Annotated in this window: 15 protein-coding genes, 3 pseudogenes and 1 riboswitch; of the genes and pseudogenes, 10 read left to right on the forward strand and 8 right to left on the reverse strand. The window is 71.2% G+C overall.

All coding sequences use genetic code 11. The features are described from left to right. Positions 1-11: 11 nt before the first annotated feature. On the reverse strand, positions 12-599 hold the full coding sequence (locus tag ACZ4UV_RS16450) for an antibiotic biosynthesis monooxygenase (RefSeq protein WP_351500245.1): 588 nt from the start codon (positions 597-599) through the stop codon (positions 12-14). A 271-nt stretch (positions 600-870) separates the two neighbouring features. Between ACZ4UV_RS16450 and ACZ4UV_RS16455 the strand changes: the two genes are divergently transcribed. Further along, complete coding sequence (locus tag ACZ4UV_RS16455) at positions 871-1,596, forward strand: DUF3050 domain-containing protein (RefSeq protein WP_390044210.1); 726 nt, start codon at positions 871-873, stop codon at positions 1,594-1,596. On the opposite strand, the pseudogene ACZ4UV_RS16460 reads toward ACZ4UV_RS16455, so the two are convergent. Next, a pseudogene (locus tag ACZ4UV_RS16460) lies at positions 1,577-2,080 on the reverse strand (alpha/beta fold hydrolase); the annotation flags it as partial. The gene ACZ4UV_RS16455 and the pseudogene ACZ4UV_RS16460 overlap by 20 nt on opposite strands. On the opposite strand from ACZ4UV_RS16460, the pseudogene ACZ4UV_RS16465 reads away from it, so the two are divergent. After that, positions 2,075-2,194, forward strand: a pseudogene (locus tag ACZ4UV_RS16465) (CGNR zinc finger domain-containing protein); the annotation flags it as partial. The pseudogenes ACZ4UV_RS16460 and ACZ4UV_RS16465 overlap by 6 nt on opposite strands. 174 nt (positions 2,195-2,368) lie before the next feature. Here the strand turns inward: ACZ4UV_RS16465 and ACZ4UV_RS16470 are convergent. From ACZ4UV_RS16470 to rocD, 3 genes and pseudogenes are all read right to left on the reverse strand, one after another. After that, positions 2,369-3,196: a DMT family transporter gene (locus ACZ4UV_RS16470; RefSeq protein ID WP_451021645.1), complete on the reverse strand. Its 828-nt coding sequence runs from the start codon at positions 3,194-3,196 to the stop codon at positions 2,369-2,371. A 112-nt stretch (positions 3,197-3,308) separates the two neighbouring features. Beyond that, positions 3,309-4,247 (reverse strand): annotated as a pseudogene (locus tag ACZ4UV_RS16475) (hydrolase); the annotation flags it as partial. A gap of 270 nt (positions 4,248-4,517) precedes the next feature. Continuing rightward, positions 4,518-5,702 carry an ornithine--oxo-acid transaminase gene (gene rocD, locus ACZ4UV_RS16480; protein WP_467839380.1) on the reverse strand — a complete coding sequence of 395 codons (1,185 nt, stop codon included), beginning with the start codon at positions 5,700-5,702 and terminating at the stop codon, positions 4,518-4,520. A 125-nt stretch (positions 5,703-5,827) separates the two neighbouring features. Continuing rightward, a riboswitch (ZMP/ZTP riboswitch) is annotated at positions 5,828-5,918 on the forward strand. A 32-nt stretch (positions 5,919-5,950) separates the two neighbouring features. On the opposite strand from rocD, the gene ACZ4UV_RS16485 reads away from it, so the two are divergent. The 3 genes from ACZ4UV_RS16485 (at position 5,951) to ACZ4UV_RS16495 (ending at position 9,312) form a co-directional block, all read left to right on the forward strand. Then, positions 5,951-7,405, forward strand: coding sequence for a glycine hydroxymethyltransferase (locus ACZ4UV_RS16485; RefSeq protein ID WP_390044231.1), 1,455 nt, complete (start codon positions 5,951-5,953; stop codon positions 7,403-7,405). Positions 7,406-7,577: 172 nt separating this feature from the next. Next, positions 7,578-8,591, forward strand: coding sequence for a tryptophan--tRNA ligase (trpS, locus tag ACZ4UV_RS16490; protein ID WP_390044233.1), 1,014 nt, complete (start codon positions 7,578-7,580; stop codon positions 8,589-8,591). 142 nt (positions 8,592-8,733) lie between these two features. Further along, a complete protein-coding gene (locus ACZ4UV_RS16495; RefSeq protein WP_390044234.1) occupies positions 8,734-9,312 on the forward strand; it encodes a 2'-5' RNA ligase family protein in 579 nt (192 codons plus the stop codon). Positions 9,313-9,409: 97 nt separating this feature from the next. On the opposite strand, the gene ACZ4UV_RS16500 is transcribed toward ACZ4UV_RS16495, so the two are convergent. Together ACZ4UV_RS16500 and ACZ4UV_RS16505 are read right to left on the reverse strand one after the other, a co-directional pair. Beyond that, positions 9,410-10,165 (reverse strand): decaprenylphospho-beta-D-erythro-pentofuranosid-2-ulose 2-reductase, encoded by a 756-nt coding sequence (locus tag ACZ4UV_RS16500; RefSeq protein WP_390044236.1) that lies wholly within the window; start codon positions 10,163-10,165, stop codon positions 9,410-9,412. 26 nt (positions 10,166-10,191) lie between these two features. Then, positions 10,192-11,547, reverse strand: a complete 1,356-nt coding sequence (locus ACZ4UV_RS16505; RefSeq protein ID WP_467838539.1) for an FAD-binding protein — start codon at positions 11,545-11,547, stop codon at positions 10,192-10,194. Between the two features lie 139 nt (positions 11,548-11,686). Between ACZ4UV_RS16505 and ACZ4UV_RS16510 the strand changes: the two genes are divergently transcribed. The 4 genes from ACZ4UV_RS16510 to ACZ4UV_RS16525 all read left to right on the forward strand — a co-directional run bounded on the left by ACZ4UV_RS16510 (position 11,687) and on the right by ACZ4UV_RS16525 (position 14,541). Then, a complete protein-coding gene (locus ACZ4UV_RS16510; RefSeq protein ID WP_451022746.1) occupies positions 11,687-12,187 on the forward strand; it encodes a phosphatase PAP2 family protein in 501 nt (166 codons plus the stop codon). 121 nt (positions 12,188-12,308) lie between these two features. Continuing rightward, complete coding sequence (locus ACZ4UV_RS16515) at positions 12,309-13,226, forward strand: decaprenyl-phosphate phosphoribosyltransferase (RefSeq protein ID WP_451022749.1); 918 nt, start codon at positions 12,309-12,311, stop codon at positions 13,224-13,226. Continuing rightward, positions 13,223-13,648, forward strand: coding sequence for a GtrA family protein (locus ACZ4UV_RS16520; protein WP_390044240.1), 426 nt, complete (start codon positions 13,223-13,225; stop codon positions 13,646-13,648). The genes ACZ4UV_RS16515 and ACZ4UV_RS16520 overlap by 4 nt, the downstream gene beginning before the upstream one ends. Then, positions 13,636-14,541, forward strand: a complete 906-nt coding sequence (locus ACZ4UV_RS16525; protein ID WP_451022747.1) for a YihY/virulence factor BrkB family protein — start codon at positions 13,636-13,638, stop codon at positions 14,539-14,541. Before ACZ4UV_RS16520 ends, ACZ4UV_RS16525 begins: the two co-directional genes overlap by 13 nt. Here ACZ4UV_RS16525 and ACZ4UV_RS16530 read toward each other — a convergent pair. After that, positions 14,489-15,751: a D-alanyl-D-alanine carboxypeptidase family protein gene (locus ACZ4UV_RS16530; RefSeq protein WP_467838544.1), complete on the reverse strand. Its 1,263-nt coding sequence runs from the start codon at positions 15,749-15,751 to the stop codon at positions 14,489-14,491. The two genes, ACZ4UV_RS16525 and ACZ4UV_RS16530, sit on opposite strands and share 53 nt — an antisense overlap. A 91-nt stretch (positions 15,752-15,842) precedes the next feature. On the opposite strand from ACZ4UV_RS16530, the gene ACZ4UV_RS16535 reads away from it, so the two are divergent. After that, entirely contained in the window at positions 15,843-16,082 is a 240-nt protein-coding gene (locus ACZ4UV_RS16535; protein WP_093508084.1) for an SCO4848 family membrane protein, read from the forward strand. Positions 16,083-16,109: the final 27 nt, after the last annotated feature.

Genomic DNA, 16,109 nt, shown 5'->3' on the forward strand with positions numbered 1-16,109 from the left:
CGTTCCCGGGCCTATGCGGCCCGTCGTTTGTGCCGCCCGCGCAGCGCCTGGAGCGGGGGATACAGCCATTTCTTGAAGAAACGCTGAAGTCGCGGCATGAGAATCCACGTGACAAGCGCTGTCACGCAGAGGCAGAGCACCAGAGTGCGAATGAGCGGATTGAGCCCGCCGAGATGGGGGATCACGATGATGTTGAAGAGCAGGACCGGCGGAAACACCGCGCTCATGTTGATGAACCACAGTTTCCATTTCGCCGGAGGAACGGGCGGCGGCGGCACGGGCGGCGGCCCGGCCAGCGAGTCGAACCACTCCTTCGACCCCCGTACGCTACGGCGCCCGGTGGGCCGGGCGATGCCGTCCGCGCGGGTCTCCCACTCGCCGCGGTCCGGGGAGTTCTCCCAGGCCAGCGCCGAGTCCTCGGTGGCGAAGCGATACACGACATGCCATTCCGTCTCCTGGTCGACTAGGACACCACCGCCGAGGAACCCCGGCCGGCGGGCGCTCGCGCCCAGCATGGCCCACCCCCAGGAGTGGAAGTCGGCCTCGCGACCCGGCATCACGTGATAGGCCACGGTGACGGTGACGGGATTACTGGTCACAGCGTTCTTTACGGAATGGACACAACCCGCGTTCAAAGTTTAAACGAGTTTTTTCGTGTCCGGATCGTAACTCTTTATAGCGCTTTCTATGTGCTTGCTGTGTTCTGCTACCCGGTACTTCCGGTAACCCGCCCGTAATTCTGGAAAGTGCTTGCCGGGGCGGCCGCGGAAGTTGCACGATCGCGGTCCAAGAACGAAGGAGGCCGCCATGTCGAGGTACGTCTGGAATTTGACCGAAGAGGGTCGACAGGCAATCGATCAGGCGCGTTCCGTGATCGAACCGGCGCGAAAAGAAGTGACCGCCCACCCGCTTTACCGGCGAATATCAGGCCGGGAACACCTGGCCACGTTCATGGCCCACCACGTGTTCGCCGTCTGGGACTTCATGTCCCTGCTCAAGTCGCTCCAGCGGGAGCTGACCTGCGTCGACGTCCCCTGGGTGCCCCGCGGCTCCGCGGTGGCCCGCAGGCTCGTCAACGACATCGTGCTGGTCGAGGAGAGCGACGCCCTGAACGACGGCTTCACCAGCCACTTCGAGCTGTACCGCGCCGCCATGGCCGAGGCGGGTGCCGACACCGCCCCCGTCGACACCTTCGTCGCGCTCCTCGCCGAGGGCCACGACGTGCCGGCGGCCCTGCGCGTGGCCCAGGTCCCCGCGCCGGCCGCCGAGTTCGTGCGCACCACCTTCGGCATCATCGCCGACCGCCCGCTGCACTGCCGGGCCGCCGCCTTCGCCTTCTCCCGCGAGGACCTGATCCCGGACATGTTCGACCAGGTCATCGGCGAGGAGGGCACCGACCGCTTCCCGCTCTTCCGGGACTACCTCGCCCGGCACATCGAGGTCGACGGCGAGGAGCACACCCCCATGGCCCTCCAGATGGTCGCCGACCTCTGCGGCACCGACGACGCCCGCTGGCAGGAGGCCACCGAGACCGTTCTCGTCGCCCTGGAGGCCAGGTCCCGGCTGTGGGACGGGATCACGGCCGCGATGGGGTGAGCGCGACAGGTCGGTTGAAGGTGCGGCCCAGGAAGTCGCGGATGCGCTCGGTGATGACGCCGAGGTGGCTCTCCAGGGCGAAGTGGCCGGTGTCGAGGAGGTGGATCTCGGCGCCGGGCAGGTCCCGGCGGAACGCCTCCGCGCCGGCGGGGCCGAAGATCTCGTCGCCCGCGCCCCAGACCGCCAGCAGCGGGACCTGCGAGTCGCGGAAGTACTGGTGGACCTTCGGGTAGAGGTCCACGTTGGTCGGGTAGTCGCGGAAGAGCCTGAGCTGGATCTCGGCGTTGCCCGGGCGGTCCAGCAGCGCCTGGTCGTGGACCCAGTTGTCGGGGCTGACCGGGCTCGGGTCGGCGACCCCGTTGAGGTACTGCCAGCGGGTGCTCTCCAGGGTCAGCGCGCCGCGCATCGGGGCCTCCGTGTCCGGCCCCGGGTTGCCGGTGTAGGCGAACACGGCGTCCCGGAACGGCTTGACGAAGCCCTCCTCCTCATCGACCGCAGCAGGACCAACAAGGCCCGCTGGTGCTCGATGGCCGTGTGCGGCAACCGGATGAAGACACGACGCCACTACCAGCGCACCCGCGACGCCGCGACCGACTGACGGGCCGCGCGTGCGGACGTGGCGACGGAGGCCCGGCGCCTGTGAGTGTGACCGACCGGTGCCCGGCGCGTGTGAGCGTGACCGGCCGATGCCCGGCGCGTGTGACGGTGACCGACGGAGGCTCGGCGCGTGCGGACGTGGCCGACGGACGTCGGGTGCCCGTGAGCAGGAGCCTCAGGCTTCCTCGGCCGTGACCGGTGCCTCCCCGAACCGGCCCAGGGCCAGCGCCCCCGCCACGGCCACCGCGAATCCGAGCACCGCGAGCCAGGTCAGCCCCTCCCGGGTGCGGTCCCCGAGCCACACGACCCCCACCGCCGCCGGGCCGATCGTCTCCCCGATGACCATGCCGGCCGTCGCCGTGGTCACCGAGCCGCGTTGCAGCGCCGAGGTCAGCAGCATGAAGGCGCCGCCGCCCCCGATCAGCAGGGCGTAGGCCGCGGGGTTGGTGAACAGCTCGGCCGGCCGCAGCGTGTCGATCAGCCGCACCGACACCTCCACCACGCCGAACCCGAACCCCGCCCCGAGGCCTAGGACCAGCGCCCGCCCCGGCCCGGTCAGCCGCCCGCCGGCCAGGCCGAGCAGCAGCACCCCCACCGCCGTCCCGAGCATCACCCACTTCAGCGTCATGGACCCGGCCCGGTCCCCTTCCGGCCCCGACGCCAGCCCCAGCATCGCGAGCCCCGCGCACACCACCCCCACCGCGGTCCACTCCACCCCGCTCAACCGCACCCGCAGCAGCCGCGCCGCGACCACCGCGGTCACCGCGAGCGACGACGCCAGGGCCGCGCTCACCGCGTAGATGGGGAGCGAGCGCAGCGCCAGGATCTGGAACACGAACCCGAGCCCGTCCAGCCCCAGCCCGACGACATACCGCCACTGCCGCACCGCGCGCAGCAGCAGCGCGGCCTCGCCGCCGGCGCCGTCACCGGCCGCCCGCGCGGCCATCGCCTGCAGGACCGTCGCCGTACCGAAGCAGATCGCGGCCGCGAGGGCGCACACCATTCCGAAGAGCACAGAGGGACTGTAGGGGAGGGGAGTGTGCGGTGATCGAGAGGAGAGCAAGAAGCGGGTCCGGGGCGACCCCGGACCCGCTTCTCGGGCCTCTCGGACGTCAGCTCGCGCCGGTGAGCCAGGCGGTGGCGTTGAGGGCGAGGGCGGCGTTGGTGGCGCCGCTGTCGTTCCAGCCGTCGTACAGCGTGTTGCCGGACTGGCCGGTGCCGTCGTCGATGGGCGAGCTGTCGCCCCAGAACGCGACCCGGCCGCTGCCGAAGGTGCTGGTGGCGAAGAAGGCGCCGGTGTTCCCGGAGTAACCGCTGCGGTACACAAGGCCCTTGACGGCGGAGTTGTCGGAGGGCTTGAGCGTGGCCGTCGTGCCGTCGGCGATCAGGCTCTTGGTGACGGTGCCGAAGGAGCCGTTCAGCACCGCGTTGCTGCTGTCGCTGATGGCCTTCGGGTAGCCGGAGCCGATGTCCAGCGAGTCGATCGAGAACCCGAACGGGTCGGTCGAGTCGACGCTGTTGTTGGTCATCAGGTCGTTGAGGATCTCGACCGCGTCGTAGCCGTCGTTGTTGCGGTCGGCGCCGGTGTGGTCGGAGATCATGAACAGGCCGCCGCCCGCCTTCACGAAGTTCATGATCGCCGTCTTCTCGGCGGTGCTGAACTTGGTGTTGGGTTCGGGCAGCACCAGCGCGTCGAACTTCGACAGGTCGGTGGTCGACGAACCCCCGTACGTGAGGGCGCTCGTCGCGGTCTTCAGGCTGTAGTCGCCGGTCTTCTGCAGGGCGATGCCCCATGACGACAGCGCACCGGTCCAGTCCTTGTCGGAGGACGGGGAGGAGTCCTGGGCCAGCGGGTCGGGCTTGCTGGTGGAGATGATCCAGTCCGCGTTGCCGGCCTCCTCGGCGTGGCCGTCGTCGAACAGGACGCGGTAGGTGGTGGCCGCGTGGGCGGGGGTCGCGGAACTGGTGGCCTGGACCGCCGCACCGGCGGTGAGCAGGCCGAGCACGGCCAGGGCCGTGGTGAGTTTGCGGCGCGGGATGGCGAAGCCGGGCATCTGTCATTCCTCCATCGGTGGGGGGTGCGAGAGGGATGGCGGTGCGGGTGGTGCGTCACGAGTCGTTCTGCGCGCGTAGAGAGAAAGGCGGTTCCGTGGGGCGGAACGTGTTCTGCGCGCGTAGAGTCCGAAGTTGATCGTTCACCTACGGACAGCTGGACGGTACCGGCGGCGTGCGGTGCGCCGACAGGAACCCGGCGTCTTCACATGATTTTCTTACCTGGACATGACAAGTGGGCCCCGGGCGTCGCATCGCCCTCGGCGCCCGTCTCAGGCGCTCAGAACCCCCCACAACTGCTCGATCCCCCACTCCAGATCCTCCTCCGCCACCACCAACGGCGGCGCCACCCGCACCGTCACCCCGTGCGTCTCCTTCACCAGCACCCCCCGCTCCATCAGCCGCTCCGCCACCGCCCGCCCCGACCCCACCGCGGGATCCACGTCCACCCCCGCCCACAGCCCCCGCCCTCGTACGGCCGTCACCCGCCCGCTCCCGGTCATCTCCGCCAGGCGCCGGTGGAGCAGTTCCCCCAGTTCGGCCGCCCGCTCCTGGAACTCCCCGGTCCGCAGCATCGCGATCACCTCCAGAGCCACCGCGCAGGCCAGCGGATTGCCGCCGAAGGTGGACCCGTGCTCCCCGGGCCGGAACACCCCGAGCACCTCCGCGTTCGCCACCACCGCCGACACCGGCAGCACCCCACCCCCCAGCGCCTTCCCGAGGACGTACACATCGGGTACGACCCCCTCGTGCTCACACGCGAACGTCCGCCCGGTCCGCCCCAGCCCCGACTGGATCTCGTCCGCGACGAACAGCACATCCCGCTCGCGGGTCAGCTCCCGCACCCCGGCCAGGTAGCCCTCCGGCGGCACGACGACCCCCGACTCGCCCTGGATCGGCTCCAGCAGCACCGCGACCGTGTTCTCGGTCACCGCGGCCCGCATGGCCGTCAGGTCGCCGTACGGCACGATCTCGAACCCCGGCGTGTACGGCCCGTAGTCCGCCCGTGCCTCCGGATCCGTGGAGAAGCTGATCACGGTCGTCGTACGGCCGTGGAAGTTCCCGCCCGCCACCACGACCTTCGCCATCTCGGCCGGCACGCCCTTGACCCGGTAGCCCCACTTCCGGGCGGTCTTCACCGCCGTCTCCACCGCCTCCACGCCGGTGTTCATCGGCAGCACCGTCTCCATCCCGCACAGCTCGGCCAGCGCGGTGCAGAACGCGGCGAACCGGTCGTGGTGGAACGCCCTCGACGTCAGCGTCACCCGCTCCAGCTGGGCCTTCGCCGCCGCGACCAGGCGCGGGTGGCCGTGCCCGAAGTTCAGCGCCGAGTAGCCGGCCAGGAAGTCCAGGTACCGGCGCCCCTCGACGTCCGTCATCCAGGCGCCGTCGGCCGTCGCGATCACCACCGGCAGCGGGTCGTAGTTGTGCGCGCTGTGCGCGTCGGCGGCGGCGATGAGGGCTTCCGTAGTGGTCCCGGCGACTCCAGGGGACGCGGCAGGACTGCCCCCTTTCCTACCTTCCGCCCCTGCCCGACTGGTGGACGCCACGGCCCTCGGGCCCGGCGTGCCCGGTAATGTGATCCACGGGCCGTGACTGGCGCGCTGGGATGGGACCGACCATCGGGGAGCGGCTCGTGCTGTGACCGAGTGCCGTGCGCCTGGGCCGAACCGTGAATGCCGAACGCCATGTCCGGAGGTCCCGAATGTCAGACAAGTCCGCGCCCCTGTCCACCGAGTCCACGGCCTACCGTGCCGCCCTCGACGTGATCCGCGCCGTCGAGCCGCGGGTCGCCGACGCCATCGGCCAGGAGGTCGCCGACCAGCGCGAGATGCTCAAGCTGATCGCCTCCGAGAACTACGCCTCCCCGGCGACCCTGCTCGCCATGGGCAACTGGTTCAGCGACAAGTACGCCGAGGGCACGATCGGCCGCCGCTTCTACGCCGGCTGCCGCAACGTCGACACCGTCGAGGCGCTCGCCGCCGAGCACGCCCGGGAGCTGTTCGGCGCGCGGCACGCCTACGTTCAGCCGCACTCCGGCATCGACGCCAACCTGGTCGCCTTCTGGGCCGTCCTCGCCGACCGCGTCGAGGTCCCCTTCCTCCAGAAGGCCGGCGCCCGCCAGGTCAACGACCTCTCCGAGGCCGACTGGGCCGAGCTGCGCCAGGCCTTCGGCAACCAGCGGATGCTCGGCATGTCCCTGGACGCCGGCGGCCACCTCACCCACGGCTTCCGCCCGAACATCTCCGGCAAGATGTTCGACCAACGCTCCTACGGCACCGACCCGGCCACCGGCCTGATCGACTACGACGCGCTGCGCGCCCAGGCCCGTGACTTCAAGCCGCTGATCATCGTCGCGGGCTACTCGGCGTACCCCCGTCTGGTGAACTTCCGGATCATGCGCGAGATCGCGGACGAGGTCGGCGCGACCCTCATGGTCGACATGGCGCACTTCGCCGGTCTGGTCGCCGGCAAGGTCCTGACCGGTGACTTCGACCCGGTCCCGCACGCCCAGATCGTGACCACGACCACCCACAAGTCGCTGCGCGGCCCGCGCGGCGGCATGGTCCTGTGCGACGACTCCCTCAAGGACCAGGTCGACCGCGGCTGCCCGATGGTCCTCGGCGGCCCGCTCCCGCACGTCATGGCCGCCAAGGCCGTCGCCCTGGCCGAGGCCCGGCAGCCCGCCTTCCAGGACTACGCCCAGCGCATCGTCGACAACTCGCGCGCGCTGGCCGAGGGCCTGATGCGCCGGGGCGCCACCCTGGTCACCGGCGGCACCGACAACCACCTCAACCTGATCGACGTCGAGACGTCGTACGGCCTCACCGGCCGCCAGGCCGAGTCGGCCCTCCTCGACTCCGGCATCGTCACCAACCGCAACGCGATCCCCGCCGACCCGAACGGCGCCTGGTACACCTCCGGCATCCGCATCGGCACGCCCGCGCTGACGACGCGAGGACTGGGAACGGCGGAGATGGACGAGGTGGCGGGCCTGATCGACCGTGTCCTCACCGCCACGGAGCCGGGCACGACGAAGTCGGGCGCCCCGTCGAAGGCCTCCCACGTCCTGGACGAGAAGGTCTCGACGGAGATCGCCCAGCGCGCGACCGACCTGGTGGCGGGCTTCCCGCTGTACCCGGAGATCGACCTCGGCTGATCGACACCGGTCAGGGGCAGCGCCCCGTAAGGGGCGCTGGGGGTTCCCCCGGCCGAAGGCTGGGGGAGGAACTGCGCGGGCAACCACATGCGACCCGCAGTCCCCCGCGCCCCGAAACCACCCCACCCCTCAAGGGCCGACCACCCCCTCACCCTCTGAGAGAATGGTGAGCATGGCTTCTGACCGACCCCGCGTGCTCTCCGGCATCCAGCCCACCGCCGGCTCGTTCCACCTGGGCAACTACCTCGGCGCCGTCCGCCAGTGGGTGGCCCTCCAGGAGACCCACGACGCCTTCTACATGGTCGTCGACCTGCACGCGATCACGGTCCCGCAGGACCCCGCCGACCTGCGCGCCAACACCCGGCTCGCCGCCGCCCAGCTGCTCGCGGCCGGCCTGGACCCGGACCGCTGCACCCTCTTCGTGCAGAGCCACGTCCCGGAGCACGCCCAGCTCGCCTGGGTCATGAACTGCCTGACCGGCTTCGGCGAGGCCAGCCGGATGACCCAGTTCAAGGACAAGGCGGCCAAGCAGGGCACGGACCGCGCGAGCGTCGGCCTGTTCACGTACCCCATCCTCCAGGTCGCCGACATCCTGCTCTACCAGGCCAACGAGGTCCCCGTCGGCGAGGACCAGCGCCAGCACGTCGAGCTCACCCGTGACCTCGCCGAGCGCTTCAACGGCCGGTTCGGCGAGACCTTCACCATCCCGAAGCCGTACATCCTCAAGGAGACGGCGAAGATCTACGACCTCCAGGACCCGGCGATCAAGATGAGCAAGTCGGCGTCCACGCCGAAGGGCCTCATCAACCTCCTCGACGACCCGAAGGCGACCGCGAAGAAGGTCAAGAGCGCGGTCACCGACACCGACACCGTGATCCGCTACGACGCCGAGCACAAGCCGGGCGTCTCCAACCTGCTCACCATCCACTCCACCCTGACCGGCAAGTCGATCGCCGAGCTGGAGCAGGAGTACGAGGGCAAGATGTACGGCGCGCTCAAGACGGACCTCGCCGAGATCATGGTCGACTTCGTCACCCCGTTCCGGGAGCGCACCCAGCAGTACCTGGACGACTCGGAGACCCTCGACTCGATCCTCGCCAAGGGGGCCGAGAAGGCGCGTGCCGTCGCCGCCGAGACCCTGGCCCAGGCCTACGACAGGGTCGGTTTCCTGCCCGCCAAGCACTGAGTCGCATACCAGGCGAAGCGAAGCGCTGCACATCACTTCGGCCACGGCTGCCCGGGAGGCGGCCGTGGCCGTACAGTCGATAGCCGGACGGCCGGGTACGAACCCGACATGCGTCCGCCCACCACGACCGACGGGAGATGACGTGGGGACCGTAACGATCGGCGTGTCGATCGCGGTCCCGGAGCCTCACGGCAGCCTGCTCCAGCAGCGGCGCGCGGGCTTCGGCGACGCCGCGGCCCACGGCATCCCCACGCACGTCACGCTGCTGCCGCCCACGGAGATCGGCTCCGCCGAGTTGCCGGCCGTGGAGGCGTATCTCGGCGAGGTCGCCGCCATGGGCCGGCCGTTCCCGATGCGGCTGTGCGGGACCGGTACGTTCCGGCCGCTGTCGCCGGTGGTGTACGTCCGGGTGGTGCAGGGCGCGGACGACTGCGCGTGGCTGCAGCAGCGGGTCCGGGACGCGTCCGGGCCGCTCGACCGTGAGCTGCAGTTCCCGTACCACCCGCACGTGACCGTGGCCCATGGGATCGACGAGGCCGCCATGGACCTGGCGTTCGCCGAGTTGGCGGACTTCGAGGCCGAGTGGTCCTGCATGGGGTTCGCGCTGTACGAGCAGGGCGCGGACGGGGTGTGGCGGAAGCTGCGGGAGTACGTCTTCGGGGGCTCTGTTGTTCCACCTCAGGTGGGGCATGCGGAGCGGGGGAGTATCGCGAGTCGGTAGGGCGCGGGCCGGTGGGGCCTGGTCGCGCAGTTCCTCCCCCAGCCTTCGGCCGGGGGCACCCCCAGTGCCCCTTACGGGGCGCTTCGGCCGGCCGGAACTAGATCGGCAACCTCCGGAACACCGACCGCGGCGCATGCCGCAGTGCCGACATCACCACGCGCAGCGCTCCCGGCACCCACACCACCTCCGACCGTCGCCGCAGGCCCAGCTCGATCGCCGTCGCCACCGCCTCCGGGGTGGTGGCGAGCGGTGCCTCGTCCAGGCCCCGCGTCATCTTCGTCCGGACGAACCCCGGCCGTACGACCATCACGTGCACGCCCGTGCCGTGCAGCGCGTCGCCCAGCCCTTGGGTGAAGGCGTCCAGGCCCGCCTTGCTGGAGCCGTAGATGAAGTTGGAGCGGCGGGCGCGTTCGCCGGCGACCGAGGAGAGGACGACCAGGGAGCCGTGGCCCTGGCTCTGCAGGGCCCGTGCGGCGACCAGGCCCGCCGAGACGGCGCCCGTGTAGTTGGTCTGGGCGACGCGCACCGCGTTCACCGGTTCGCGTTCGTCGGTCGCCTGGTCGCCGAGGATGCCGAAGGCGAGCAGGACCACGTCGACGTCGCCGTTGGCGAAGACCTTGCCGAGGGCCGTCTCGTGGGACTCGGGGTCGAGCGCGTCGAAGGCGAGGGTGTGGACGTCGGGGCCGAGGGCGCGCAGTTGTCCGGCGGCCTGTTCGAGGGCGGGGGAGGGGCGGCCGGCCAGCCAGACCGTGCGGGTGCGGCGGGCGATCAGCCGGCGCGCGGTGGCCAGCGCGATCTCCGACGTACCGCCGAGGACGAGCAGGGACTGGGGCATTCCGAAGGCGTCCTTCACGGCAACTCCTGAGGGCTGGAGGAGGGCTAGAGACCGAGGCGGCGGGACAGGTCGGAGACGAACACTCCGCGTGGGTCCAACTCCGCGCGCAGGGCACGGAATTCGGCGAGTCGTGGGTACATCGCGGCGAGCAGGTCGGGTCGGAGCCGGGCGTCCTTGGCGAGGTAGACGCGGCCGCCGGCGCCGGCGACCTCCTCGTCCAGTTCGTCGAGGAAGGCGCCGAGGCCGGGCAGCCCGGCGGGGATGTCGAGGGCGAGGGTCCAGCCGGGCACGGGGAAGGAGAGCCAGCCGGGGTCGGCCTCGCCGAAGCGCTTGAGGACGGCCAGGAAGGACGGGCAGCGGCGCTCGGAGATCCGGGCCACGATCCGGCGCAGGGCGGCCTCCTGGCCGTGTCCGACGACGAACTGGTACTGGACGAAGCCGGCCCGGCCGTAGACGCGGTTCCAGTGCGGGACGCCGTCCAGGGGGTGGAAGAACGAGGAGATGCGCTGGAGTTGGCCGACCCGGGCGCGGGGTGCCTTGCGGTACCAGAGCTCGTTGAAGAGGCCGACGGTGGCGGGGCCCAGGAGGCCGTCGGGGACGTGGGCGGGGGCGGGTGGCAGCTCGCGGGGGCGGAAGGCCAGCGGGGCGCGCCCGGCGCGGGTGTTCCCGGCGAGCGCCTCCCTGGGTGCGTGGTCGCCGCGGGTGAGCACCGCGCGCCCGGTCGCCGCCCCGCGCGCGAGCAGGTCGATCCAGGCGACCGAGTAGCGGTAGCGGTGGTCGGTCCCGGTCAGGCGGGTCATCAGGTCGTCGAGGTCGGCGGCGCGTTCGGTGTCGACGGACATGTACGACGTCTCGACGGGGAGGAGGCGGACGGTCGCCGTGAGGATCACTCCGGTCAGACCCATGCCGCCGGCCGTCGCGTCGAACAGCGGGGTGCCGCGGCTCACCGTGCGGACCTGGCCGTCGGCGGTGAGGAGTTCGAAGGACAGCACGTGACGGGAGAACGATCCCGAGACATGGTGGTTCTTGCCGTGGATGTCGGCGCCGATCGCGCCGCCCACCGTCACCTGGCGGGTCCCCGGGGTCACCGGGACGAACCAGCCGAGCGGCAGCAGCACCTCCATCAGGCGGTGCAACGAGACCCCGGCGTCGCACAGCACGGTGCCGCCGTCCGCGTCGATGGCGTGGACGCGGTCCAGGCCCGTCATGTCGAGCACGGCGCCGCCGGCGTTCTGCGCCGCATCGCCGTAGGCCCGGCCGAGACCCCGCGCGATACCGCCGCGCGACCCGCAGTTCCGAATCGCGTCCGCCGCCTCCTGATAGGTCCGGGGGCGGATCAGGAGGGCGGCGGTGGGGGCGGTGCGGCCCCAGCCGGTGACGGGGACGGTCTCTCCAGGCATACGGCGACCGTAACGCCCGTTATGGGCAATTGGCGCTATTGGCCACGGGGGATCGCCTGACTCCCCGAAACGGGTGATTATCCGAATGTCGCTCAATATGGTCGTAGCTTTGGTGGGGTGAGGGTGAACAGTGAGTCCAATGGACGACATGGACCACCGGATCCTCTCCGCACTGCACGCCTGCGGCGCCGATCCACGCGTCGCGTCGGCCGCGCGCGGTCTCTCCCTCGCCGGTGAGCACGGCGCGCTCTGGCTCGCGGCGGGCCTCGCCGGGGCCACCGTGGACGGCGCGCGGCGCGGCGCCTGGGTGCGCGGCACGGCGCTCGTCGCGGTCGCGCACCTCGGCAGCATGGGCGTCAAACGGGTCGTACGCCGGGCGCGCCCCGCGCATGTCCGGCCCCGGATGCGCACCGCGGGGCGGCACTCCTTCCCCAGCTCGCACGCCACCTCCGCCGCGGCCGCGGCCGTCGCCTTCGGGGCGCTCGGGGTGCCCGCCCTCGCGCCTCTCGCGGCCGCCATGTGCCTGTCCCGGCTGGTCGTCGGCGTGCACTTCCCGTCCGACGTGGCGGCGGGCGCGGCCCTCGGGGCGCTCACGGCCCGCGCCGGGGCGCGCTGGATGAGCGGAGGCGGCCGTGACTGAGACCGCGCACGCCGCCGCGAAGGGGGTCGCCGAACCGACGCCGGCGGAGCGGGCTGCCGGAACGGGGCCGGCGAAGAGCGCTGCTGAAACGACTCTGCGCGAACAGCGCGCCCACCCCTCCCTGGCGCACGGACCGGCACGTGCGCGTGTCACCCCCGGCGGCCTCCTCACGGGCCTGCTGCGGACCACCCGCCCCAAGCAGTGGGTCAAGAACACCCTCGTCGTCGCCGCCCCGGCCGCCGCCGGCCGGCTCTTCTCGGTGCCCGCGCTCGGCCGCCTCGCCCTGACCTTCGTCCTCTTCACGGCCTGCGCCGCCGCCGTCTACCTGATCAACGACGCCCGGGACGCCGAGGCCGACCGCGCCCACCCCGTCAAGTGCCGCCGCCCGGTCGCCGCCGGGCAGGTCCCGGTCCCCGTCGCCTACGCCGCCGGCGGCGTCCTGGCCGTCCTCGCGCCCCTGCTCGCGGCCCGGCTCACACCGCCCCTCGTCCCCGTCCTGCTGACCGCCTACCTGGGCATGCAACTGGCGTACTGCGTGGCCCTGAAGCACGTCCTGGTCGTCGACCTCGTCGTGGTCACCACCGGCTTCCTGATGCGGGCGATGATCGGCGGGGTCGCCCTCGGCATCCCGCTGTCCCGCTGGTTCCTGATCACCACCGGCTTCGGCGCGCTCTTCATGGTGTCGGCCAAGCGCTACTCCGAGGCCGTGCAGATGGCCGGAAAAGCGGGCGCCACGCGCGCGCTGCTCACCGAGTACACCACCGGCTACCTCCGCTTCGTCTGGCAGCTGGCCGCCGGAGTCGCCGTCCTCGCCTACTGTCTGTGGGCCCTGGAGGGCCGCGACGGGCCCGCCGCCGGCCTGCTGCCCTGGCGCCAGCTGTCCATGGTCGCCTTCATCCTGGCGATCCTCCGGTACGCCGTCTTCGCCGACCGCGGCACCGCCGGCGAACCCGAGGACGTCGTCCTGCGCGACCGCGCCCTCGCCCTGATCGGCCTGGCCTGGCTCGCGATGTACGGCCTCGCGGTGGCCCACTGGTGACCGCGCCCGCGCGCGAGCTGATCGGCTTCGCGACCGTCGGTCTGCTCGCCTACGCCGCCGACCTCGGCCTCTTCAGCTGGCTGCGCGGCCCGGCCGCCCTCGACCCGCTCACCGCCAAGTCCCTGTCCTTCGTGGCGGGCTGCACCGTCGCCTACCTCGGCAACGCCTGCGGCACCTACCGCCACACGCGTGCGACCGGGGTACGCCCCTACGCCGTCTTCGTCGCCGTGAACCTCGCCGGCGCCCTGGTCCAGCTGCTCTGCCTCGCCGTCAGCCACTACGGACTCGGCCTCACCTCACAGCGCGCCGACACCGTCTCCGGCGCGGTCGTCGGCATGGCGCTGGCTACGATGCTGCGCTTCTGGGGTACCCGCACATTGGTGTTCCGCGGAGGGGGCAGAGTCGGATCATGGACTGGCTGAGAAAACTCCCCGTCGTCGGCCCCCTCGTGGGCTGGCTCATGACGACGCACGTATGGCGGTCGTACGAGCGGCTCGACCGGGTGAAGTGGTCCCGGCTGGCCGCCGCCATGACCTTCATCAGCTTCGTCTCGCTCTTCCCGCTGCTGACCGTGGGCGCCGCGATCGGGGCCGCCACGCTGAGCGAGTCGCAGCAGCAGGACCTCCAGAAGAAGATCGCGGACCAGGTGCCCGGCATCTCCGACCAGCTGGACATCCACTCCCTGGTCCAGAACGCCGGCACCGTCGGTCTCATCGCCGGTGCCGTCCTGCTGTTCACCGGCATCAACTGGGTCGGACAGATGCGGGACTGCCTGCGCGCGGTGTGGCAGCTGCCCGACAAGGACCAGAACCCGATCCTCGCCAAGGCCAAGGACGGCGTGATCCTGATCGGCTTCGGCGGCGCCGTGCTCGTCACGCTCGCCGTCTCCACGCTCGCCTCGGCGGCGGTCGGCTGGACGGGCCGGCAGCTCGGCATGGCCGAACACAGCTGGGGGATCCTGCTCCTGCGCATCGCCGCGTTCCTCGTCGCCGTGGTGGCCGACTTCCTGCTCCTGCTCTACGTCCTCACCCTGCTGCCCGGCGTCGAGCCGCCGCGCCGCCGCCTGCTGGTGGCGGCCCTGATCGGCGCGGTCGGCTTCGAACTCCTCAAGCTGCTGCTCAGCGGCTACATCCAGGGCATCGCCGGAAAGAGCATGTACGGCGCGTTCGGCGTCCCGGTGGCCCTGCTGCTGTGGATCAACTTCACGGCCAGGATCGTCCTGTACTGCGCCGCCTGGACGGCGGAGGAGACCACCGCCGAGTTCAGGGACGAGTCCGTCGGCGCACCAGATCCGGCAGCGGCCAACGGCGGTTGACCAGGAACGCCGCGCCCACCAGCAGCAGTACCGCGCCGCCCGCGATCCCCAGCGCCACCCCGACCCCGCCCGAGCCGTTGGCGGAGGAGGCGGCCACCGGCTTCGAGCTGGTGCCCGCGTCCTTCCCGGCGGCGGTGGCCTGCGGCGAGGCACTGGAGGGCACGGCCCCCCTGGGCGGCACCAGCTCGCCCACCGGGGTCACCTTGCCGGCCGCCTGGAAACCCCAGTCGAACAGCTTGGCCGTCTCCTTGTAGACCTCGTTGTGCTCCTTCTTCTCCGGGTTCATCACGGTGACCAGCAGCACCCGGCCGTTCCGCTCGGCGACCCCGGTGAAGGTGGCGCCCGCGTTGGTGGTGTTGCCGTTCTTCACCCCCGCGATGCCCTGGTACACGGGGACGTCGGTGTCGCCGCTCAGCAGCCGGTTGGTGTTCTGGATCTCGAAGGACCCTCGGACCGACTTGCCCTTCGCGTTCTTCGTCGTGTCGCCCGGGAAACTGGCCCGCACGGTCGAGCAGTACTCCCGGAAGTCCTTCTTCTGCAGCCCGGAACGCGCGAACAGCGACAGGTCGTACGCCGACGACACCTGCCCCGGCTGGTCGTACCCGTCCGGACTCACCACGTGGGTGTCCAGCGCCTGCAGCTCGTCCGCGTGGTCCTGCATGTCCCTGACCGTCTGCTCGACCCCGCCGTTCATCGCTGACAGCACGTGCACGGCGTCGTTGCCGGAGCGCAGGAACACCCCGAGCCAGAGGTCGCGGACCGTGTAGGTCTGGCCCTCCTTTATCCCGACCATGCTGGAACCGGCGCCGATGCCCGCGAGGTCGGCCGGCGCCACCTTGTGCGGGGTCGACTTCGGGAACCGGGGCAGCACGGTGTCCGCGAACAGCATCTTCAGGGTGCTCGCCGGGGGCAGCCGCCAGTGCGCGTTGTGCGCGGCGAGCACCTCGCCCGACTCGGCGTCGGAGACGATCCAGGACCGCCCCGTGATGTCCTTCGGCAGCACCGGCACCCCGGCGGCCAGGTTCACCTGGGTACCCGGCTGCCCGAGCCGGGTACCGCCCACCGTCGACATGTCCGCCGGGGGAGTGGCCGACGGAGTCGTGGACGGGGTCGGCGCGGCGAGCGCGGCCGGCGCGGTGGACGACAGGGAGAGCAGGGCGGCGGAGGCGACCAGCAACGCGCGGCTGGCCTTCGGCTTCGGAGCGGGCACGGACGAGAACGTACCTGCCACCGAGGGCGAAGTCCCGTCACCGACTCCACCCCGGAATCGGAACCGGACAGCGGACGGCGATACTGAGTCCATGAAGCTCAGCCGTCCGGTCTCCTGGTTCCTGCTCGCGTTCGGGGTGTGGAGCTGGTTCATCTGGATCACTTTCGTCAAAAACCTCGTCAAGGACGGCAGCGGGCTCGCCTTCGACAACGGGCATCCCACGGCGTACTTCTGGATCCACCTGACGCTGGCCGTCGTGTCCTTCGTATTGGGGACGGTCATCGGGGTCATCGGGTTGCGCGGAGTCCGCGCACTGCGCCGTACGTCATAGAAACCGGACAGGGAAGAGGCAGGGCAG

The organism is Streptomyces sp. NPDC028289, assembly GCF_055565975.1.